At 69.9% G+C, this 17,067-nt stretch carries 20 protein-coding genes; 9 read left to right on the forward strand and 11 right to left on the reverse strand.

The genetic code is table 11. The features are described 5' to 3' along the window. Positions 1-84: 84 nt before the first annotated feature. Positions 85-1,068, reverse strand: coding sequence for an o-succinylbenzoate synthase (locus tag HQ314_RS08040; protein ID WP_222649781.1), 984 nt, complete (start codon positions 1,066-1,068; stop codon positions 85-87). Further along, the gene (locus tag HQ314_RS08045) at positions 1,065-1,676 is read right to left on the reverse strand and encodes a PaaI family thioesterase (RefSeq protein WP_027504536.1); all 612 of its coding nucleotides are present in this window, start codon (positions 1,674-1,676) and stop codon (positions 1,065-1,067) included. Before HQ314_RS08045 ends, HQ314_RS08040 begins: the two co-directional genes overlap by 4 nt. A 51-nt stretch (positions 1,677-1,727) precedes the next feature. Here HQ314_RS08045 and HQ314_RS08050 point away from each other — a divergent pair, with 51 nt between their 5' ends. The 4 genes from HQ314_RS08050 to HQ314_RS08065 all read left to right on the forward strand — a co-directional run bounded on the left by HQ314_RS08050 (position 1,728) and on the right by HQ314_RS08065 (position 5,417). Next, positions 1,728-2,636: a 1,4-dihydroxy-2-naphthoyl-CoA synthase gene (locus HQ314_RS08050; protein ID WP_373425200.1), complete on the forward strand. Its 909-nt coding sequence runs from the start codon at positions 1,728-1,730 to the stop codon at positions 2,634-2,636. A gap of 13 nt (positions 2,637-2,649) precedes the next feature. Then, positions 2,650-3,024 carry a VOC family protein gene (locus HQ314_RS08055; protein WP_222649782.1) on the forward strand — a complete coding sequence of 125 codons (375 nt, stop codon included), beginning with the start codon at positions 2,650-2,652 and terminating at the stop codon, positions 3,022-3,024. After that, the gene (gene menE, locus HQ314_RS08060) at positions 3,017-4,180 is read left to right on the forward strand and encodes an o-succinylbenzoate--CoA ligase (protein WP_222649783.1); all 1,164 of its coding nucleotides are present in this window, start codon (positions 3,017-3,019) and stop codon (positions 4,178-4,180) included. Before HQ314_RS08055 ends, menE begins: the two co-directional genes overlap by 8 nt. A 115-nt stretch (positions 4,181-4,295) precedes the next feature. Further along, on the forward strand, positions 4,296-5,417 hold the full coding sequence (locus tag HQ314_RS08065) for a GAF domain-containing protein (protein ID WP_155956939.1): 1,122 nt from the start codon (positions 4,296-4,298) through the stop codon (positions 5,415-5,417). A gap of 23 nt (positions 5,418-5,440) precedes the next feature. Here the strand turns inward: HQ314_RS08065 and HQ314_RS08070 are convergent, their stop codons facing one another. Further along, entirely contained in the window at positions 5,441-5,635 is a 195-nt protein-coding gene (locus HQ314_RS08070) for a hypothetical protein (RefSeq protein WP_037184696.1), read from the reverse strand. A gap of 198 nt (positions 5,636-5,833) precedes the next feature. Here HQ314_RS08070 and HQ314_RS08075 point away from each other — a divergent pair, with 198 nt between their 5' ends. Next, on the forward strand, positions 5,834-6,703 hold the full coding sequence (locus HQ314_RS08075; RefSeq protein WP_027504531.1) for a 1,4-dihydroxy-2-naphthoate polyprenyltransferase: 870 nt from the start codon (positions 5,834-5,836) through the stop codon (positions 6,701-6,703). 59 nt (positions 6,704-6,762) lie between these two features. After that, positions 6,763-7,245 (forward strand): FBP domain-containing protein, encoded by a 483-nt coding sequence (locus HQ314_RS08080; protein ID WP_222649784.1) that lies wholly within the window; start codon positions 6,763-6,765, stop codon positions 7,243-7,245. Between the two features lie 18 nt (positions 7,246-7,263). On the opposite strand, the gene HQ314_RS08085 is transcribed toward HQ314_RS08080, so the two are convergent. Then, positions 7,264-7,656 carry a phage holin family protein gene (locus HQ314_RS08085; RefSeq protein WP_222650063.1) on the reverse strand — a complete coding sequence of 131 codons (393 nt, stop codon included), beginning with the start codon at positions 7,654-7,656 and terminating at the stop codon, positions 7,264-7,266. A 75-nt stretch (positions 7,657-7,731) separates the two neighbouring features. Between HQ314_RS08085 and pepN the strand changes: the two genes are divergently transcribed. Further along, the gene (pepN, locus tag HQ314_RS08090; protein WP_222649785.1) at positions 7,732-10,209 is read left to right on the forward strand and encodes an aminopeptidase N; all 2,478 of its coding nucleotides are present in this window, start codon (positions 7,732-7,734) and stop codon (positions 10,207-10,209) included. On the opposite strand, the gene HQ314_RS08095 is transcribed toward pepN, so the two are convergent. After that, positions 10,189-10,506, reverse strand: a complete 318-nt coding sequence (locus HQ314_RS08095) for a DUF4229 domain-containing protein (RefSeq protein ID WP_027504527.1) — start codon at positions 10,504-10,506, stop codon at positions 10,189-10,191. The genes pepN and HQ314_RS08095 overlap by 21 nt on opposite strands. Positions 10,507-10,674: 168 nt before the next feature. On the opposite strand from HQ314_RS08095, the gene HQ314_RS08100 reads away from it, so the two are divergent. Further along, complete coding sequence (locus HQ314_RS08100) at positions 10,675-10,884, forward strand: BldC family transcriptional regulator (RefSeq protein ID WP_042574081.1); 210 nt, start codon at positions 10,675-10,677, stop codon at positions 10,882-10,884. A 172-nt stretch (positions 10,885-11,056) separates the two neighbouring features. Next, positions 11,057-11,266 (forward strand): hypothetical protein, encoded by a 210-nt coding sequence (locus HQ314_RS08105; RefSeq protein ID WP_027504525.1) that lies wholly within the window; start codon positions 11,057-11,059, stop codon positions 11,264-11,266. Between the two features lie 39 nt (positions 11,267-11,305). On the opposite strand, the gene HQ314_RS08110 is transcribed toward HQ314_RS08105, so the two are convergent. From HQ314_RS08110 to HQ314_RS08135, 6 genes are read right to left on the reverse strand one after another with little or no spacing between them, the layout of a single operon-like run. Further along, on the reverse strand, positions 11,306-12,355 hold the full coding sequence (locus HQ314_RS08110) for a MinD/ParA family protein (RefSeq protein ID WP_308119310.1): 1,050 nt from the start codon (positions 12,353-12,355) through the stop codon (positions 11,306-11,308). Between the two features lie 33 nt (positions 12,356-12,388). Beyond that, positions 12,389-13,366 carry a c-type cytochrome biogenesis protein CcsB gene (ccsB, locus tag HQ314_RS08115; protein WP_056441651.1) on the reverse strand — a complete coding sequence of 326 codons (978 nt, stop codon included), beginning with the start codon at positions 13,364-13,366 and terminating at the stop codon, positions 12,389-12,391. A 2-nt stretch (positions 13,367-13,368) separates the two neighbouring features. Next, entirely contained in the window at positions 13,369-15,012 is a 1,644-nt protein-coding gene (locus HQ314_RS08120) for a cytochrome c biogenesis protein ResB (RefSeq protein ID WP_222645466.1), read from the reverse strand. Positions 15,013-15,028: 16 nt separating this feature from the next. Next, positions 15,029-15,820, reverse strand: coding sequence for a cytochrome c biogenesis CcdA family protein (locus HQ314_RS08125; RefSeq protein WP_027504522.1), 792 nt, complete (start codon positions 15,818-15,820; stop codon positions 15,029-15,031). Beyond that, positions 15,813-16,421, reverse strand: a complete 609-nt coding sequence (locus HQ314_RS08130; protein ID WP_027504521.1) for a TlpA disulfide reductase family protein — start codon at positions 16,419-16,421, stop codon at positions 15,813-15,815. Before HQ314_RS08130 ends, HQ314_RS08125 begins: the two co-directional genes overlap by 8 nt. Next, positions 16,418-17,023 carry a histidine phosphatase family protein gene (locus tag HQ314_RS08135; RefSeq protein WP_051613157.1) on the reverse strand — a complete coding sequence of 202 codons (606 nt, stop codon included), beginning with the start codon at positions 17,021-17,023 and terminating at the stop codon, positions 16,418-16,420. Before HQ314_RS08135 ends, HQ314_RS08130 begins: the two co-directional genes overlap by 4 nt. Between the last annotated feature and the right edge of the window lie 44 nt (positions 17,024-17,067).

Raw genomic sequence — 17,067 nt, forward strand, 5'->3', positions numbered from 1 at the left:
CGGGAGTCAGGCCGGAGGCCGTTCTCTTGGTTGAGAGTCGGGCGCAAACGCCGTTCTCGGAGAAGGTTTCTGGTCGGCGCGACCCTACAACAGAGCGAGGGGATGGCACCGGGCGAGACGCTCCAGCCACCACGCCCGCCGATCGTCCGGGGCGGCGAGCTCGCGGAGTCGATCCGCATCGGGGACGACGGTGTCGACCCGCAGCCGACCGTCGACGAGTGCTCGCGGCTCGGCCACGTCGGTGACGAACAGTGCGCCGGTGCCCAGGCCGCACGCGGCACTCGACGGCAGGGCCGCCGCCGCAGCGAGTCCCGCGGACATGCCGATCGCCGAGTCGAGGGCGCTCGACACGACCACGGGGACGCCGTACTGCGCCAATTCCTCGGCGAGCCGCAGCACCGCCCGCACCCCGCCCAGCGGCGGCACCTTGACGACGGCCACGTCGGCGGCCCCGGCCCGCACCACGCGCAGCGGGTCCTCGGCTCGCCGGATGCTCTCGTCGGCGGCGATCGACACTCCGCGCACGCGTCTGCGCACCTCGGCGAGTTCCTCGACCGTCGCGCAGGGCTGCTCCGCGTACTCGAGGTCACCGTTCTCGGTGAGGGCGCGCAGGGCCGTCTCGGCCTCGTCGACCGTCCAGCCCCCGTTGGCGTCGACACGCACGGTGGGGACGAGCGCCCGGACCGCCTCGACGCGTGCGACGTCGTCGTCGAGGGTCTGGCCCTTCTCGGCGACCTTGACCTTCGCCGTGCGCGTGCCGGAATAGCGCGCGAGCACGGCGGGCACCTCGGCGGCGGGCACCGCGGGCACGGTGGCGTTGACTTCGACGTGGTCCCGCACCGGATCGGGCGCGCCCTGCCACGCCATCTCGATGCCGGCACGCAGCCACGCCGACGCCTCGGCGTCGTCGTACTCGGGGAAGGCGCCGAACTCGCCCCATCCGGCGGGTCCGGAGAACACCAGTACCTCCCGCGTCGTGATGCCGCGGAACCGGGTGCGCATGGGCAGCGACAGCACGTGGGCCGACGCGACGATCTCGTCGAGCCCGGGAGCGGGTGCCGCCGTCACTGCTGGCCGGGGAGCAACTGCACCATGAGGGCGTTGCTCTCGGCGACGAGCGTGCCGTCCTGCTTGGTCAACCGGGCCTCGATGAACGTCTTGCGGCCCTCGACCTTCGTCACGTGCCCCTCGGCGACGAGCTGCTCGTTCAACGGGGTCACGGCGCGGTAGTCGATGTGCAGGAAAGCGGTGCGGCTGATCGGGCGACCGTACGCGTGCTGGATCAGCCCGAAGAGGTCGTCGAACAGCAACGGCAGCGTGCCGCCGTGGGCTGCGCCGTTGCCGCCGAGATGGAACCGGCGGAACACACCGGTGGACCGCACGCCCTCGGCGCCGTATTTCTCGATGGTCCACGGCAGCATCAGCAGACTGCCGCGGCCCGGGAGCTCCAGCGCGCGGCCCGCCGGTGACAGACCCTCCGGCACCACGTACGGCGCCATGGTCGCAGCGAGTTTCTCCGCCTGGTCGGCGGCCAGGGCGAGCTGGTCGTCCGGCAGGTCCGTGGACACCGCGAGGTCCTGGACGGTGCGCAACGCCTCGATCAACCGGCCGTAGTCCGGCGGCGGCGTGGCCCTGGTGAACTTCGGGAATCCGCCGTGGGGGGAATCGTCGGTCATCGGACGACGGTAACGCGGAGTCCGATTCGGTCCGTCGTTAGGCTGTCGAGGGTGACCGATCAGACCTCGCCGTTCCAGCCCGAGCAGTGGACCGCGGTCCCCGGCTTCGAGGACCTGGTGGACATCACCTACCACCGCCACGTCACCGACGGCACCGTGCGCATCGCGTTCGATCGCCCCGAGGTACGCAACGCCTTCCGCCCCGGCACCGTCGACGAGCTGTACCGCACGCTCGACCACGCCCGGATGACCTCCGACGTCGGCGCCGTCCTCCTCACGGGCAACGGGCCCAGCGAGAAGGACGGCGGGTGGGCCTTCTGTTCCGGCGGCGACCAGCGCATCCGGGGGCGGTCCGGCTACCAGTACGCCAGCGGCGACACGGCCGAGACCGTGGACCGGGCGCGCGCGGGACGGCTCCACATCCTCGAGGTGCAGCGCCTGATCCGCACAATGCCCAAGGTCGTGATCTGCCTCGTCAACGGGTGGGCCGCGGGCGGCGGACACAGCCTGCACGTGGTCTGCGACCTGACTCTGGCGAGCCGGGAACACGCCCGCTTCAAGCAGACCGACGCCGACGTGGGCAGCTTCGACGGCGGATACGGCAGCGCGTACCTGGCGAAGATGGTGGGGCAGAAGTTCGCTCGCGAGATCTTCTTCCTCGGTGACACCTACACCGCCGAGGACATGCACCGGATGGGTGCTGTGAACAAGGTGGTCGATCACGCCGACCTCGAGACCGTCGCCATCGAGTGGGGGCGCACGATCAACGGCAAGTCCCCGCAGGCGCAGCGAATGCTCAAGTACGCGTTCAATCTTCAGGACGACGGGCTGGTGGGGCAGCAGCTGTTCGCGGGCGAGGCGACGCGGTTGGCCTACATGACCGACGAGGCCGTGGAGGGTCGCGACTCGTTCCTCGAGAAGCGTGAGCCGGACTGGTCTCCCTACCCCTGGTACTTCTGAGAGGCGACCGACGATGGAGGTGCTGGCGAGCCGGATCATTCTGCGGCCGAAAAACGTCGACGAGACACTGAGCTTCTATCGGGACCGGTTGCGGCTCGGCATCTTCCGCGAGTATCCCGGTGGCGTGGTGTTCTTCGCGGGGCAGTCGCTGATCGAGGTGGCCGGACACGGCGAGCCGACGGCGGGGGCGATGGCGTGGGCGACGATTCTGCTGCAGGTGCGTGACGTCGAGGCGGCGCGCGCCGAGCTCGAGGCGGCGGGCGTCGAGATCGTGCGGCCCCCGCAGACCGAGCCCTGGGGACTGACGGAGATGTGGATCGCCGACCCCGACGGCACACGCATCGTCGTGGTCGAGGTTCCGCCCGACCACCCGCAACGCCGTGGCTGATCTGACCGTCCTCCCGGTGCCCGGCGGCGACGCGGTGCTGGGTCTGCTGCCGCGACTGCGCGCCGTGCTCGACGGTACCGCCGAGCCGGTCCTGCCGGTCCCCGCCGACGACGATCGTGAGCGTCGACGCCTCGCCGACGCGCTGTCACCGGGCACTCCCGCGGAGCCGGGTACCGCGATGGTGCTCGCGACGTCCGGGTCGACGGGAACCCCGAAGGGGGCCCTGCTCGGGGCGGCCGCACTCCGGGCCAGCGCCGCCGCCACCCATGCCCGGCTGGGTGGGCCGGGACAGTGGTTGCTCGCGCTGCCGGCCCATCACATCGCCGGGATGCAGGTGGTGCTGCGCTCCCTAGCCGCCGGCCACGAACCCGCGGTGGTGGACGTGTCGACGGGATTCGACCCCGCGCACCTCGTCCGCGCGGTCGCGTCGATGAGCGGGCCCCGGCGCTACACCTCCCTCGTCCCCACCCAGATGGTGAAGGCGCTCGATCGTCCGGACGCCGTCGCGGCGCTCGCGTCCCTCGACGCCGTTCTGCTCGGCGGGGCCGCGACCCCGGCTCCCGTGCTCGACCGCGCACTCGCTGCGGGGATCACCGTGGTCCGCACCTACGGGATGAGCGAGACCTGCGGCGGGTGCGTCTACGACGGCCTTCCCCTGGACGGCGTGACCGTCGGCCTCGAGGCGGACGGCCGGGTGCGCCTCGGCGGACCCACACTGGCGAACGGTTACCGCGGAATGCCTGATCACCCGGCGTTCGCCGAGGCGGGGTGGTTCCGCACCGATGATCTCGGACGCCTGCAGGGCGACCGTCTGCAGATTCTCGGGAGGGCCGACGACGCCATCACCACGGGCGGACTCACCGTCGTACCGCGAGTGGTGGAAGACGCCGTCGCGGGGATCGACGGGGTCGCCGAGTGCGTCGTGGTCGGCGTTCCCGATCCGCGCCTGGGCGAACGGGTGGGCGCACTGGTGGTGCTGCGGCCCGGTGTCGAGCTGTCGCCGGAGTCTCTCCGGGCGGCCGTCGCCGACGCGCTCGGCCCTGCCGCGGCACCCCGGCAGGTGCTGTTCGTGGACGCGCTCCCGGCCCGCGGCCCGGGCAAGGTGGACCGCGCGGCGGCGCGAACGACCCTGGTCGCGTGTAGTCCGACCGAATGACATCTTCCCCCGCACGCCGAGGGGCGAGCCGCCCGAGACCGTGACGGTGAGTAAGGTCCTCCCGGTACATCCGGGTCGGGGGCTTGGTTGTTCGTGGGTTCGGAGGACAGTGACGATGGCGAGGCAGGCGACGGGAGCAGCTCCCGACGCGCACGACGGCTGGATCGTCGTGGAGACACTCGCCGAACCGCCCGACGGCGATGCCGGTCCCGTGGGGACCGTCGTCGCCAAGGACGGTCGGGCGAAGGACTGGACGGCGCTCTCCCGCGCGGTCGGCAGCAAGCGCATCGCGGACGCGGCGCGTGCGATGACCGCGTTCGTCGCGACCAGCGGCGAGGACGCGGCCGAGACCGTGCCGGGACTGAACGGTCCGCTGCGGGCCGTCGCGGTACCGGGTCCCCGGAAGGCCGTCCACGGTGTGATGCTGTACGCCGGTGACGATTCCGACGCACCGCCGCCCCTCGTCGTCGGCTACGACTGGTCCTCGTCACGTCGACAGTTCGCGTTCACGCCCGGCATCGCCGGCGTCACGGGCCGGGAGCCGGCATCGAAGCTCGCCGCACCGGCATTCGAGCTGTTCGACCACGCGGACGACGCCGACAGCGCGATGTATCTCCTCGTCGCACTGCTCGACGCGGAACCCGGAACCCGCTGGGACGGCACCGTGGCGCTGCGTACCCCGCGCGGTGCCCGGCCCCTGCGCAATGCGGTGCGGACGGTGCTCGACACCTCGTCCGCCGACGACGCCAGCCGGTACGTCGACACCGTGTCGCACGCGTTGGCGATCTCGCTCCGCGCGGACGAACTCGTGGTGGCCGGACCGTCGGTCGAGGCGTTCGCGCTGCGGTCGCTGACGCGCAACTCCCCCACCGCGATCGCACTCATCGACACCGAGCGCGTGCGCGTCGTCCGGTGGCTGACGGATCCGGTGGAGAACATCCTGTGGAAGGGGCAGGTCGATCAGCGCGACACCCCGCACCCCTCGGACATCGCCCGCATCGTGTCGGCCTATCGGCAGATGCACGAGTGGGCGGACCATCGCACCGAGATCCCCGGCGTGCGACTGCGCCGTGTCGACGGCGGGTGGACCGTCGTCGACCTGCGGGCGACACGTGTTCCGGGACAACGCTTCCTGATGGTGGAATTCCAACCGGTCGGATTCTCCGACGAGGACGATCCCGTCCCGCCCACCGACACCGGATACCCGGGTCGTGGGCCGCGCAGGCGGTCCAGCTGAGCCTCTTCTGGGGCTCGAGCGTGTCAGGTTCGCGGCATACCGCACCGGGCGGCGAGGCAGCGCTCGAGATCCTCGGTGACCGCCCAGGCCGTGTCGAGGTCACCGCCGAGCAGCAGTGACCGCTGGCGCAGTGTGAGCGCGCGGATGGCGCGGTCGAGTTCGACGTCCGTCATGGCCGCGACGGCGTCGTCGATCGTGGAACTGGTGATGTCGTCCATCGTTCATCCCCGGGGTGCGACAGGTGAACCGATCGAAGAACCGGTTCCGCATTCGTGTGCCACGTTCACGGCCGACGGCGACAAGCCTGTGAGAAACCCCCGAGGTCGAGGGCGCATCCGGAGTGTACGCCGGGAGCGGTGGGCCTCACAACACGACCGCGCGGGGCCGCATCGGCATGCGTAGGCAATGATCCACACATGGCGACAGCATCCCAGTGGCTCGAAGGCGCACGGCCGCGCACACTTCCGAACGCGATCGCACCGGTCGTGGCCGCGGCGGGTGCGGCAGCGGCGGCCGGCGACGTGACGTGGTGGAAGGCCCCGGTGGCACTGCTCGTGTCGGTCGCCCTCATCGTCGGCGTGAACTTCTCCAACGACTACTCCGACGGCATCCGCGGAACCGACGACGACCGCGTCGGACCGATCCGCCTCGTCGGCTCCCGGCTGGCGACGCCGTCGGCCGTCCGCGGCGCGGCCGTGGCGTGCTTCGCACTCGCTGCCGTCGCGGGGCTCGTCCTCGCCCTGACGACGGCCTGGTGGCTGGTTCTCGTCGGTGTCGTGTGCATCGCGGGAGCCTGGTACTACACGGGCGGATCGAAGCCCTACGGCTACAGCGGCCTCGGAGAGATCGCCGTCTTCGTCTTCTTCGGCCTCGTCGCCGTGCTCGGCACCCAGTTCGTGCTCACCGATCGCGTCGACCTCGTAGGACTCGCGTGCGCCGTCGCGATGGGCTGCTTCTCGAGCGCCGTCCTGGTGGCCAACAACATCCGCGACATTCCCACCGACACCGAGGCGGGCAAGCTCACCCTCGCGGTCCGGCTGGGCGACGCCCGGAGCCGCGGTCTGCACGCCGCGCTGCTCGGCGTGCCGTTCCTCGTCAGCCTGCTGCTGCTCCTGCACTCGCCGTGGGCCGTGCTGGGCGTCGTCGCCTTCCCGTTGGCCTGGCGTGCCAACGCCCCCGTCCGCACCCGGCAGCAGGGCCTCGCGCTCATTCCGGCGCTGCGCGACTCGGGTCTCGCGATGCTCGTCTGGGCGGTGGCGACCACCGTCGGCCTGCTGCTCGGATAGTCGCCGCGCGACGGATAATTCCGTTGCCGACGGTCATGATCTCCCTCTACGGTCGTCCCATGGACCCCGTGACCGAACCCGAGATCCGGGCATCGTTCGTCAACTGCTCGAAGGGCGAGGCGAAGCGCATCCCCGTCCCCACCGATCTGGACCGTCGCCCGTGGGACGACCTGGACTTCCTCGGCTGGAGCGACCCCGCGTATCCGGGCCGCAGCTTCCTCGTCGTGCCGACCGCGGATCGGCTCGTCGGAGTCGCCCTGCGTTCGGAGAGCAGTTCGCGCCGGTCTCAGATGTGCAGCATCTGCACCACCGGGCATCAGAACGGCGGTGTCACGCTGATGGTGGCCCGCAAGACCGGTGAGTCCGGCCGCCGCGGCAACACCGTCGGCACCTACCTGTGCTCGGACCTGGCCTGCTCCCTGTACGCGCGGCGGATCAAGACCCCGACGCTGGGACGGCAGTACCGCGACGACACCCCGGTCGAGGAGCGCGTCGGCAAGCTTCGCGAGACCATCACGGCACTCGTGGCGCGGCTGGACTGACCGCGGTCGGCGGCAGCCTCAGCGGCGCGCCGATCGCCGGTCCGGCACCAGTCCACCGAGAACCCAGTTGACGATGGACACGATCACCGCGCCCCAGAAGGCGGCCCCGAAACCGTCGACGGTGAGCCCGTACCCGGTGCTCTCGGTGATGGCGGCGGTGAGCAGCAGCATCAACGCGTTGATCACCAACAGGAACAGCCCGAGGGTCAGCACGATGAGGGGCAGCGACAACAACTGCACGATCGGCTTGACCAAGGCGTTGATCACGGTGAACACGGCGGCGATCCCGATCAGCACCACCAGGTCCCAGCCCTGCCCGCGCCCCGAACTCGCGATCGAGATGCCGTCCACCCAGGACGCCGCCAGCCAGATCGCGAACGCCGTGACGATCAATCTGAGCACCAGAATCATGCGCCCCATGATGGCACGGGTCGCCGCGACGGTGGTGTGTCGCGAGCCGCGCCTCCGGTGGTGTTGCATGAAGGTGTGAGTACCGCGAACCTGACCCGCGCCGAGACCGCCGACCGCGCCCGGGTGGTGTCCGACGTGCGATACGACGTGGCGCTGGACCTGACCGAGGCACGGACCCGAGCCGAGTTCGGCACCGTCACCACCGTGAGCTTCGCGGCCACCGCGTCGTCGACGTGGATGGACTTCCTCGGTGCCGGCGTGGACCGCGTGATCGTCAACGACCACGAACAGGAGGTGCAGTACGACGGTGCGCGGGTGCTGCTGCGTGATCTCGGGAGCCACAACATCGTGCGCATCCACGCCCGCGGCTGGTACAGCCGCACCGGTGAGGGCCTGCACCGATTCGTCGATCCGGCGGACGGCGAGACCTACCTCTACACGCAGTACGAGCCCGCCGACGCGCGGCGCGTCTTCGTGAACTTCGAGCAGCCGGACCTCAAGGGACCGTTCGTCTTCCGGGTGAGCGCACCGGACGAGTGGACGGTGCTGTCGAACGAGCGGGTGGAGGAGACCACCACCGACGACGCAGGGTCGTCCACCCGTGTCTTCGCCGCCACGCAGCCGATCTCCACGTACATCACGGCCGTCGTCGCGGGCCCGTACCACCGCGCCACGTCGGAGTACCGCCGCGGCGACCTCACCATCGAACTCGGCGCGTGGTGCCGTGCGTCGCTCGGCGAGCACCTCGACCACGACGACATCTTCGACGTCACGCGCGCCGGGCTCGACTTCTTCCACGATGCGTTCGAGTTCCCCTACCCCTTCGGGAAGTACGACCAGGTGTTCGTGCCCGAGTACAACCTCGGCGCCATGGAGAACCCAGGCTGCGTCACGTTCACGGAGTCGTACGTGTTCCGCAGCGCGGCCACCCGAGCGCAGTACGCACGGCGCGCGAACACGATCCTGCACGAGATGGCGCACATGTGGTTCGGCGATCTGGTGACCATGCAGTGGTGGGACGACCTGTGGCTCAAGGAGTCCCTCGCCGACTACCTGGGCGCGTACGCCTCGGTCGCGGCCACCCGGTTCACCGACGCGTGGGTGTCGTTCGCCCTGCGCCGCAAGGCCTGGGCCTACTCGCAGGACCAGCTCCCGACCACCCACCCCGTCGTCGCCGACATCGTCGACCTCGAGGCGGCCAAGCTCAACTTCGACGGCATCACCTACGCCAAGGGCGCCAGCGTGATCAAACAACTCGGGGCCTTCGTCGGTGACGAGGCCTTCTTCGAGGGCGCCCGCGCGTACTTCCGCGCTCGGGCCTTCGGGACGGCCACCCTGCGCGACCTTCTCGACGCCCTGGCCGCACCGGCCGGTCGGTCGCTCGACGACTGGTCAGCCGCCTGGCTCGAGACCACCGGCGTGTCGACCGTGCTGTACGACCGCACCAGAGGTGTTCTCACGCAGACGGATCCGCGTCCTCAGCGGTTGGACATCGCGTGCCTGTCGCCGGACGAGAACGGCCACCTCGTCGATGCGGAACCGATCTCGGTGCACATCACCGACGCGGAGACCCCGCTCGCACTGCCCGACGCCGCGGTGATCCTGCCGAACGACGGCGATCTCACGTACGCGAAGGTGCGCCTGGACGCGCGGTCGATGGAGGCGGCGATGCAGTCGCTGGACCGCATCCCCGACGACCTGCGCCGCGCGCTGGTGTGGTCCTCCTGGTGGAACGCGACGCGTGATGCCGAACTGCCTGCGCAGACGTACGTCGATCTCGCCGTCCGCTTCGCACCCACCGAGTCGCATCCGGCCGTGCTCGGATCGATTCTCGCGGACACCGCAGTCGCGGTGGAGCACTACGCCGCGGACCGGGACGGTGTCCGGCAGCGGTGGACCGCGACGACGGCCGAGCAGCTCGCCGGGGCGCCGGCCGGGTCGGACGCACAGCTCGAGTGGTTCCGGGCGTTCTCGGCCGCGGCGTCACACGAGCCGTCGCACGCCGGAAGGGTGCGCGCGTTGCTCTCCGGCGAGGACTCCGTCGACGGTCTCGAACTGGACGCCGAGCAGCGCTGGGGCCTGTGGTTCGCGCTGTCGGCGACCGGTCACACCGACGAGGCCGAGCTGGCGACGGTGCTCGAGTCCGACCGCACGGGGGCCGGTGAGGTGCAGTACGCCGCCGCGGTGGCGGCGCAGCCCGTCGCGTCGGTGAAGGAGGCGACCTGGGCCGCCCTGACCGGTTCGGACGCCCTGAGCAACGAGCGGGTGGGGGCGCTGATCCGCGGCTTCACCGCCGGACCGTCACGCACGCTGATCGAGCGCTTCGACGAGCAGTACTACGCCCTGCTGGAGACCTTCTGGCGGGAGCGGAGCATCGAGATCGCTCGACGACTCGTCATCGGGCTCTTCCCGTCGGCCGCCCACAGCGAGGACGCCGATCGCTGGCTCTCGGGTCACCCGGACGCACCCGCGGCTCTGCGACGGTGCGTGATCGAGCAGCGCGACCACCTGACCCGCGCTCTCGCCGCCCGGTCACTCTCCGCGCAGGCGTGAGTGCAGATCCTCGCGGTCGCGGCGACGCTTCTCGTCGACGGCGGCGATGTCCTCGTTGACGCGTCGGCGCAGTCCCTTGAAGAGCACGAGCGACAGGGGGAACGCGACGACCAGGGCGAACACCATGGCGATCAGCAGCGGCACGGTCACCCCGACCAGCGCGGCACCGAAGTAGATGACGGCCGCGACCACAGCGATGAGACCGAGCCGGGCGGCGGTGTAGAGGCCGAGATCGCGGACCAGTCGGCCCTTCGCCGACCCGCTCGGGGTGCTGCCGGTGGGGATGGGATCGGTCATGGACACAGATTACCGGAGCCGTTCGACGTATCCGATTTGTCCATTACCTCCCCTTTACCAACATTAGAAGAGTCGAGTACCCGGGGGTCTCGGTGCCACCATGGGCAACGGATGCGGACATACAGCCGCATTCGACCGAGATGAAGACTGTGTCCCTGGAGGATCGCGATGAGTGCACCGGCTTACACCCCCACGCAGGAGAACCTGCTCACCCCCGGCCAGGTGGCCGCACTCTTCCATGTCGATCCGAAGACCGTCACGCGCTGGGCCCACGCCGGCCGGCTCGGATCGCTCCGCACTCCCGGCGGCCACCGTCGCTTCCGCGAGTCCGAGGTCATGCAGCTCCTGACCTCGCTCACCACCGAGGCGCACCGCTGATCACGCGTCACCCCTAGAGCGCCACCCACTCGTCACCGAGTCGACCATCGGTCGCCACTCGCGGTGTTCGTGCCGGACACCAGTGCGTGCGAGCAGATTCTCAGGATCTTGCGAGCTCGACTCGAGTGCCCCGGCGCTCCGCCACGACTACGCTCGGTAGTGGAGGTGCGTGATGATCTATGTTCTGGCTCTGATCGGGCTCGTGGTCGTGATCGTGCTCCTCTGGAAGTCTTTCGGCCCCGAGACCGGGGCACCCAGAGGACGCGTCACCGGACCGGACGACGACCCGGAGTTCCTGTGGAAGATCAGGAACAACCCTGCACGTGATCGTGGCAACGGTCCCGAGCGTCCCGATGCGGGAACGCCCGGTTCCGTCGACTGAGTCCCGTCACGCGGTGCGGTGCGGTGCGGCGGACGACCGTCACCGCGTGACGTGGGGCGGGAACTCGGCGGTCATCGCTGCTGCCGTCTCGAGAAGCGACGTGCGCGTCGCCGGCGCGAGAGCGTCGAGGTCGACCTCCGCCCCCTGAGCGAGATGGTCGTCGTACGGGATCACCCGCACGGCGCGGCATCGCTGACCGAAGTGGTCGACGATCTTCGAGACGTCGATGACCTTCGACCCGGGCCGCACCATGTTGACCACTGTCAACGACTGCTCCACCAGATGCCGGTAACCGTGCGCGTCGAGCCAGTCCATCGTCGCCGATGCACTCCGCGCACCGTCCACCGATCCGCTGCTCACGATCACCAGCCCGTCGGCGCTGCGCAGGATCGCCCGCATCGCCGAGTGCAGAAGTCCCGTTCCGCAGTCGGTCAGCACGATGTTGTAGAACCGCTCCAGCACGGCCACCGTGGTCTCGTAGTCGTACGCGTCGAACGCCTCCGACATGGCCGGATCGGACTCCGACGCCAGCACTTCGAGCCGGTGGTGATTCTGGGACGTGAAGTCGCGGACCGCGCTGTACTTGTCGATGTCGCGGGCATCCTTCAGCAGGTCGCGCACCGTCTTCTCGGTCTCCAGCGGAACCCGGGAGCTCAACGTTCCGCGGTCGGGGTTCGCGTCCACGGCGATCACACGGTCGCCCCGGACCGACGAGAACGTCGATCCCAGCGCCGCCGCCACCGTGGTCTTCCCGACGCCTCCCTTGAGGCTCAGGATCGCGATGCGATGACACCCGTGCAACGGGTTGCCGACCTGACGGATCAACGCGAGCCGCCGCTGCTCCTTGGCGCTGTTGCCCACGTTCACCCGGCCACCGGTGACGTCGAAGAGCGTGCGGCGCCAGCCGCCCGTCGGTGGGGGCGGCGAGGTCCGCAGCAGCCGTGACGTCGAGAGGTCGTGCGCCGTGGGCGGTTGCATCGGCGAGGCAGGCACCTGCTGGATCGCCGGATCCGTCGGCGTCGACGCGGACGGGATCCGCCCGTCGTCCTGCGGGCCGGGCGACCACCCGTCCCAACGATCGTCCGTCACCGATTCCCCCCGGCGGTCATGTCGAGCCGACGGTCAGTTCAGACCCGCGTACGAGTGCAGACCGGAGACGACCATGTTGATGATGAAGAGATTGAACAGCATGGCGACGAAGCCCGCGACGTTGATCCACGCCGCGCGGGTGTTCCGCCAGCCCGACGTCGCCCGTGCGTGCAGGTACGCCGCGTAGACGACCCACGCGATGAAGGACACCGTCTCCTTGGGATCCCAGCCCCAGAAACGTCCCCACGCGGCCTCGGCCCAGATCGCACCGAGGATGACGCCGGCGCCGAACAGCGGGAAGCCGATGATCGTGGTCTTGTAGGCCAGGCGGTCGAGCGTGCGGGCGTCCGGAAGACGCTGGGCGAACCGGGCGAGTGCACCCGTGTTCGCGCCGTCCTCCGTGGCGGGGAAGCGCATCCGCAGCAGGAACAGCAGCGACGCGACGCCGGCCACCAGGAAGATTCCGCTGCCGATGCTGACGATGGTCACGTGGATCGGCAACCAGTACGAGCGCAGGGCCGGGACCACGGGGGCCGCGTCGGCGTAGAGGACCGTCGCCGCGAGGAACATCAGGATCATGACCGGGACGACCACGAAGATCAGCGTCGGGCGCATCTTCCGCAGCGCGATGATCGAGGTCGCCGTCGCGGCGGCCGTGGCCATCGTCACGAACTCGTACATGTTGCCGAGCGGGAACCGGTCGGTGGCGAATCCGCGCAGCACGATCGACGTGACCGTGAGCAGCAGACCGAGCACCACCAGCGCGTAGCCCATGCCGCCGTAGCGCTCGGACGCGGGACGCCGGGGCGCCTCCTCGATCCGACCGGGACCGGTGGGCCGCACGGGCGCCTTGCCCGCCGCGACGAGCTGCCGCTCGGACTTCTGCTCCGCAGCCGTGACGGTCTGCGTGGCGTACTGGGCGATGAGGAACACCGCCGCGAGCAGGTAGACACCGAACGCCGACCGGAAGGACCAGTCGCTGAACTGCGCGAGTGTGGCGTCGATCGGCATGGTCACTCCCTGTTGTTCGAGGTCGGTACGTCATCGGCGTCGGGTCGGTCGAGCACCCGCGCGGTGAGGCGGTCGAACTCGTCACCCCAGCCGGCCTGATCGGTCCGGGCGAGTCCGCCCACTTCTACTACGGTACGTCGTCGGTCGTCGTCCGTGCTCACGCGGACCCAGATGCGACGGCGCTTGATCACCAGGGACACCAGCAGACCGGCCATCATCGACAGCGCGAACACCAGCACCCACGTCTGCGCGGGGTCGTGCGAGACCTGCAGGTTGACGAATTCCTCGGCGCCGTCGAATCGCACCTGCGTGCCGTCGGACAGCGTCGTCGACTCCCCCGGTGTCAGGTTGACGCGATCCTGCTTCACCAGCCGGCCCTGCTCCACCAGCACCTGGCTCAGCGAGAACAGCGACTGTGGATTACCGGTGTCGAGGCCGGTGTCGCCCTTGTAGATGTCGACGGCCACCGCCGGATCGTTCGGGGCGGGGAAGCTCGACGACAACAGCGAGCCGTGGAAGAACGCGGTGGGCGCGAAAAGCCCCTCGATGGCGATCTGGTTCTGGCGGCGGACATCGGGATCCGGGTACAGACCTCCGGGCGGATCGAAGCGGTGCACTCCGCTGGAGAGGAACGTGGTGCCGTCCGTGGGCTCCCACTGGACCGTCTCGGTACGGGTCTCCCCGTTGGGGAACGTCACCGTGAACGTCGGCGCGTATCCGTGTCCCTGCAGGTAGACGCGGTCACCGGCGACCCGCAGCGGATGGTTGACCTGCAGGGTGTCCGGGCGCCAGGTGTTCGTGACCAGGTCGTCGCCGGCCTGGTACTCGATGTCGGACGTGAACTGCTCGGCCTGCCCGTTCTCGAGGTAGTCGGCCGTGAAGTTCTTCACCCGCACGCAGAGCGGGGTCATGCCCGTGCCGTCCTCGCTGTTGCCGGCGCGGAACGAGTCGAACTGGGCGGGCGAGGTGGTGCAGATGCCCGGGCCGTCGTTGGCGATGACGACGACGTTGCCCTCGTAGCTGAAGAGCTTCCCGACGGCGATGGCCACGAGCAGACCGACGAGCGACAGGTGGAACACCAGGTTGCCCGCCTCGCGCAGGTACCCCTTCTCCGCGGACAGCGTCAGGGCGCCGCTCTCCTCGGTGCGCCGCATCTTCCGCCAGCCGCGCATCCGGCCGTCGATCTCGTCGAGGAGAACGTCGGGTGCCGTGTCGACCTCGGTGCGCAGGTGGTGGGGCAGCCGCCCCAGGTTGCGCGGGGTGGCGACCGGCGGGGTGCGCAACGCGCGGGCGTGGTCGACGCAGCGCGGCAGGATGCAGCCGACCAGCGAGACGAACAGCAGGACGTAGATCGCCGTGAACCAGAAGCTGCCGAAGACGTCGAACAACTCCAGCCGGTCCATGACGGGCCCCAGGGACGGGCGGTCCGCGATGTACTGGTCCACCTTCCCCGAGTTGAGGCTGCGCTGCGGCAGCAGCGCACCCGGGATCGCGGCCAGGGCGAGGAGGAACAGGAGCACGAGTGCCGTGCGCATCGAGGTCAGGCCGCGCCAGGTGTTCCGGACTGCGGCGACGACGCGCCCCGCCGGAGACTGCCGCGGCGGGCGCGCCTCGGCGTCCGGGCGGGCCGACAGGTCAGTGCTCATATCTCTTTCTCGTCCACTAGATCGGCAGGGTCACGCTGGTCACCGCTCCGTCGCGGATCCAGCTGACGAACAGGTCCCAGGCGCCGGTCACCAGTGCGATGCCGACAGCCACCAGCATCAGACCGCCGAACACCTGGATGGCACGGGCGTTGCGGCGCAGCCATCCGACGCCGCGCAACGCGCTGACGGAGCCGAACGCCAGAACGACGAAGGGCAGTCCCAGTCCCAGGCAGTAGGCGACGATCAGCACCACACCGCGCGCCGCGGTGGTGCCCTCGGTACCGGCCGTCAGCGAGATGACGCCCGCCAGCGTGGGTCCGAGACACGGGGTCCATCCGAGCGCGAACACGCCACCGAGCAGCGGTGCCCCGAGGATGCTGCCGACGCGGCGCGGTTCGAAGCGCGTGTCGCGCTGCAGGGCGGGGATCAGACCGAGGAAGACGAGACCCATCGCGATGGTGACGACGCCGCCCACACGCTGCAGGATCTCGCGGTTCACCGACAGCACCGAGATGGCGCCGAAGACCGAGGCCGTGGCCAGGACGAACACCACGGTGAATCCGAGAACGAAGAGGGCCGCGGCACCGGCGACGCGGCTGCGACCCCGCACCAGAGTCTTGGTGGCCGCCTCGTCGGCGGTGACGGACGGGGAGTCCGCTCCGACGACTCCGGCCAGGTAGGACAGGTAACCCGGAACCAGGGGGACGACGCAGGGCGACGCGAAGGACACCAGACCGGCGAGCAGGCAGGCACCGAGAGCCAGGAACAGCGGCCCCGACGCGGCAGCCGACTGGAACGCCTCACCCATCGGACACGTCGGGTGGCTCGGCTGCGATGCGCTCGACCACGGGCTGCAGGTCACTCGCGAGGAGCTCCGTCAGGAACACCGCGGCGACGCGGTGCTCACGGTCGAGCACGATCGTGGTCGGGATGACGGTGGTCGGGTAGTTCGATCCGAGAGCGAGGAGGGTGCGCAGCGGCGGGTCGTAGATGGACGGGTACGTCACGTTGTTGTCGATGACGAAGTCCTGCGCCTTGTCCTGCTGGTTGTCGCGCACGTTGATGCCCAGGAACTGCACACCCTGGTCCTTCGTCGCCTCGAAGACCTGCTCGAGATCGTCGGCCTCACCGCGGCAGGGGCCACACCACTGACCCCAGATGTTGAGGACGACGACCTGGCCCTCGTAGTCGGACAGCGACGTCGTCGTGCCCTCGGTCATGAGGTCGGGTCCGGAGAGGTTCCCCACGGTGCCGCGGTCGGCGGGCGGGTCGTAGAAGATCGACGTCTTGCCGCCGGGTGAGACGAACTCGAAGGTCCCACCCTGTGCCACGGCGTCGGTACCCGTGGCGCACCCGGTGAGAACGGTGGCGGCCACGAGCAGCGGCGCGAGCAGGCGGGCGGGTCTCATGCGCCGGTCTGGAGGGGGTCCGACGCCCCTGCGGGCTCGGAGTAGACGATGTCGACGAGGGTGTCGCCCTCGTAGATCAGCGAGGTGAGCGACGCGAGGCCGCACTGGCGGTTGCGGGGGTCGTGCCACAACCGGTCGCCCTGCAGGAAGCGGCGCAGGGTCCACACGGGCAGCTGATGACTCACGCACACGGCCTCGTGGCCCACGGCCGCGACGCGAGCCGCGTTGACGGCGGCCAACATCCGGTGGGCGATCTGCAGGTACGGCTCGCCCCACGAGGGGGTGAACGGGTCACGCAGCTTGAGCCAGTGGCGGGGCCGGCGCAGCGCACCGTCTCCGACGGCGACCTTCAGACCCTCGAAGTCGTTCCCGGCCTCGATGAGGTTCTCGTCCGTCTCGATGGTGAGCCCGAACGCCGACGCGATGGGCGCCGCCGTCTCCTGGGCGCGCTGCAACGGGGAGGCGACGACGTGCGTGACGTCGTGCCCGGCGAGCACGTTCGCCACCGTGCGCGCCTGGGCCTGACCGTTCACCGACAACCGGAAGTTCGGGAGGCGCCCGTAGAGGATGCCCTTGGGGTTGTGCACCTCGCCGTGCCGCATCACGTGCACGATCGTGCGGGTGTCGGCGTGCGGGTGCCCGGAAG

This window comes from Rhodococcus sp. BP-332, assembly GCF_019836065.1.
Classification (GTDB): Bacteria; Actinomycetota; Actinomycetes; order Mycobacteriales; family Mycobacteriaceae; genus Rhodococcoides.

Bases quoted from the DNA above. Each gene is read 5' to 3' on its own strand.
- HQ314_RS08045 (WP_027504536.1), bottom strand. From the start codon at position 1,676: ATGACCGACGATTCCCCCCACGGCGGATTCCCGAAGTTCACCAGGGCC.
- HQ314_RS08055 (WP_222649782.1), top strand. From the start codon at position 2,650: ATGGAGGTGCTGGCGAGCCGGATCATTCTGCGGCCGAAAAACGTCGAC.
- HQ314_RS08065 (WP_155956939.1), top strand. From the start codon at position 4,296: ATGGCGAGGCAGGCGACGGGAGCAGCTCCCGACGCGCACGACGGCTGG.
- HQ314_RS08070 (WP_037184696.1), bottom strand. From the start codon at position 5,635: ATGGACGACATCACCAGTTCCACGATCGACGACGCCGTCGCGGCCATG.
- HQ314_RS08075 (WP_027504531.1), top strand. From the start codon at position 5,834: ATGGCGACAGCATCCCAGTGGCTCGAAGGCGCACGGCCGCGCACACTT.
- HQ314_RS08080 (WP_222649784.1), top strand. From the start codon at position 6,763: ATGGACCCCGTGACCGAACCCGAGATCCGGGCATCGTTCGTCAACTGC.
- HQ314_RS08085 (WP_222650063.1), bottom strand. From the start codon at position 7,656: ATGATTCTGGTGCTCAGATTGATCGTCACGGCGTTCGCGATCTGGCTG.
- HQ314_RS08095 (WP_027504527.1), bottom strand. From the start codon at position 10,506: ATGACCGATCCCATCCCCACCGGCAGCACCCCGAGCGGGTCGGCGAAG.
- HQ314_RS08100 (WP_042574081.1), top strand. From the start codon at position 10,675: ATGAGTGCACCGGCTTACACCCCCACGCAGGAGAACCTGCTCACCCCC.
- HQ314_RS08105 (WP_027504525.1), top strand. From the start codon at position 11,057: ATGATCTATGTTCTGGCTCTGATCGGGCTCGTGGTCGTGATCGTGCTC.
- ccsB (WP_056441651.1), bottom strand. From the start codon at position 13,366: ATGCCGATCGACGCCACACTCGCGCAGTTCAGCGACTGGTCCTTCCGG.
- HQ314_RS08120 (WP_222645466.1), bottom strand. From the start codon at position 15,012: ATGAGCACTGACCTGTCGGCCCGCCCGGACGCCGAGGCGCGCCCGCCG.
- HQ314_RS08125 (WP_027504522.1), bottom strand. From the start codon at position 15,820: ATGGGTGAGGCGTTCCAGTCGGCTGCCGCGTCGGGGCCGCTGTTCCTG.
- HQ314_RS08130 (WP_027504521.1), bottom strand. From the start codon at position 16,421: ATGAGACCCGCCCGCCTGCTCGCGCCGCTGCTCGTGGCCGCCACCGTT.
- HQ314_RS08135 (WP_051613157.1), bottom strand. From the start codon at position 17,023: ATGCGGCACGGCGAGGTGCACAACCCCAAGGGCATCCTCTACGGGCGC.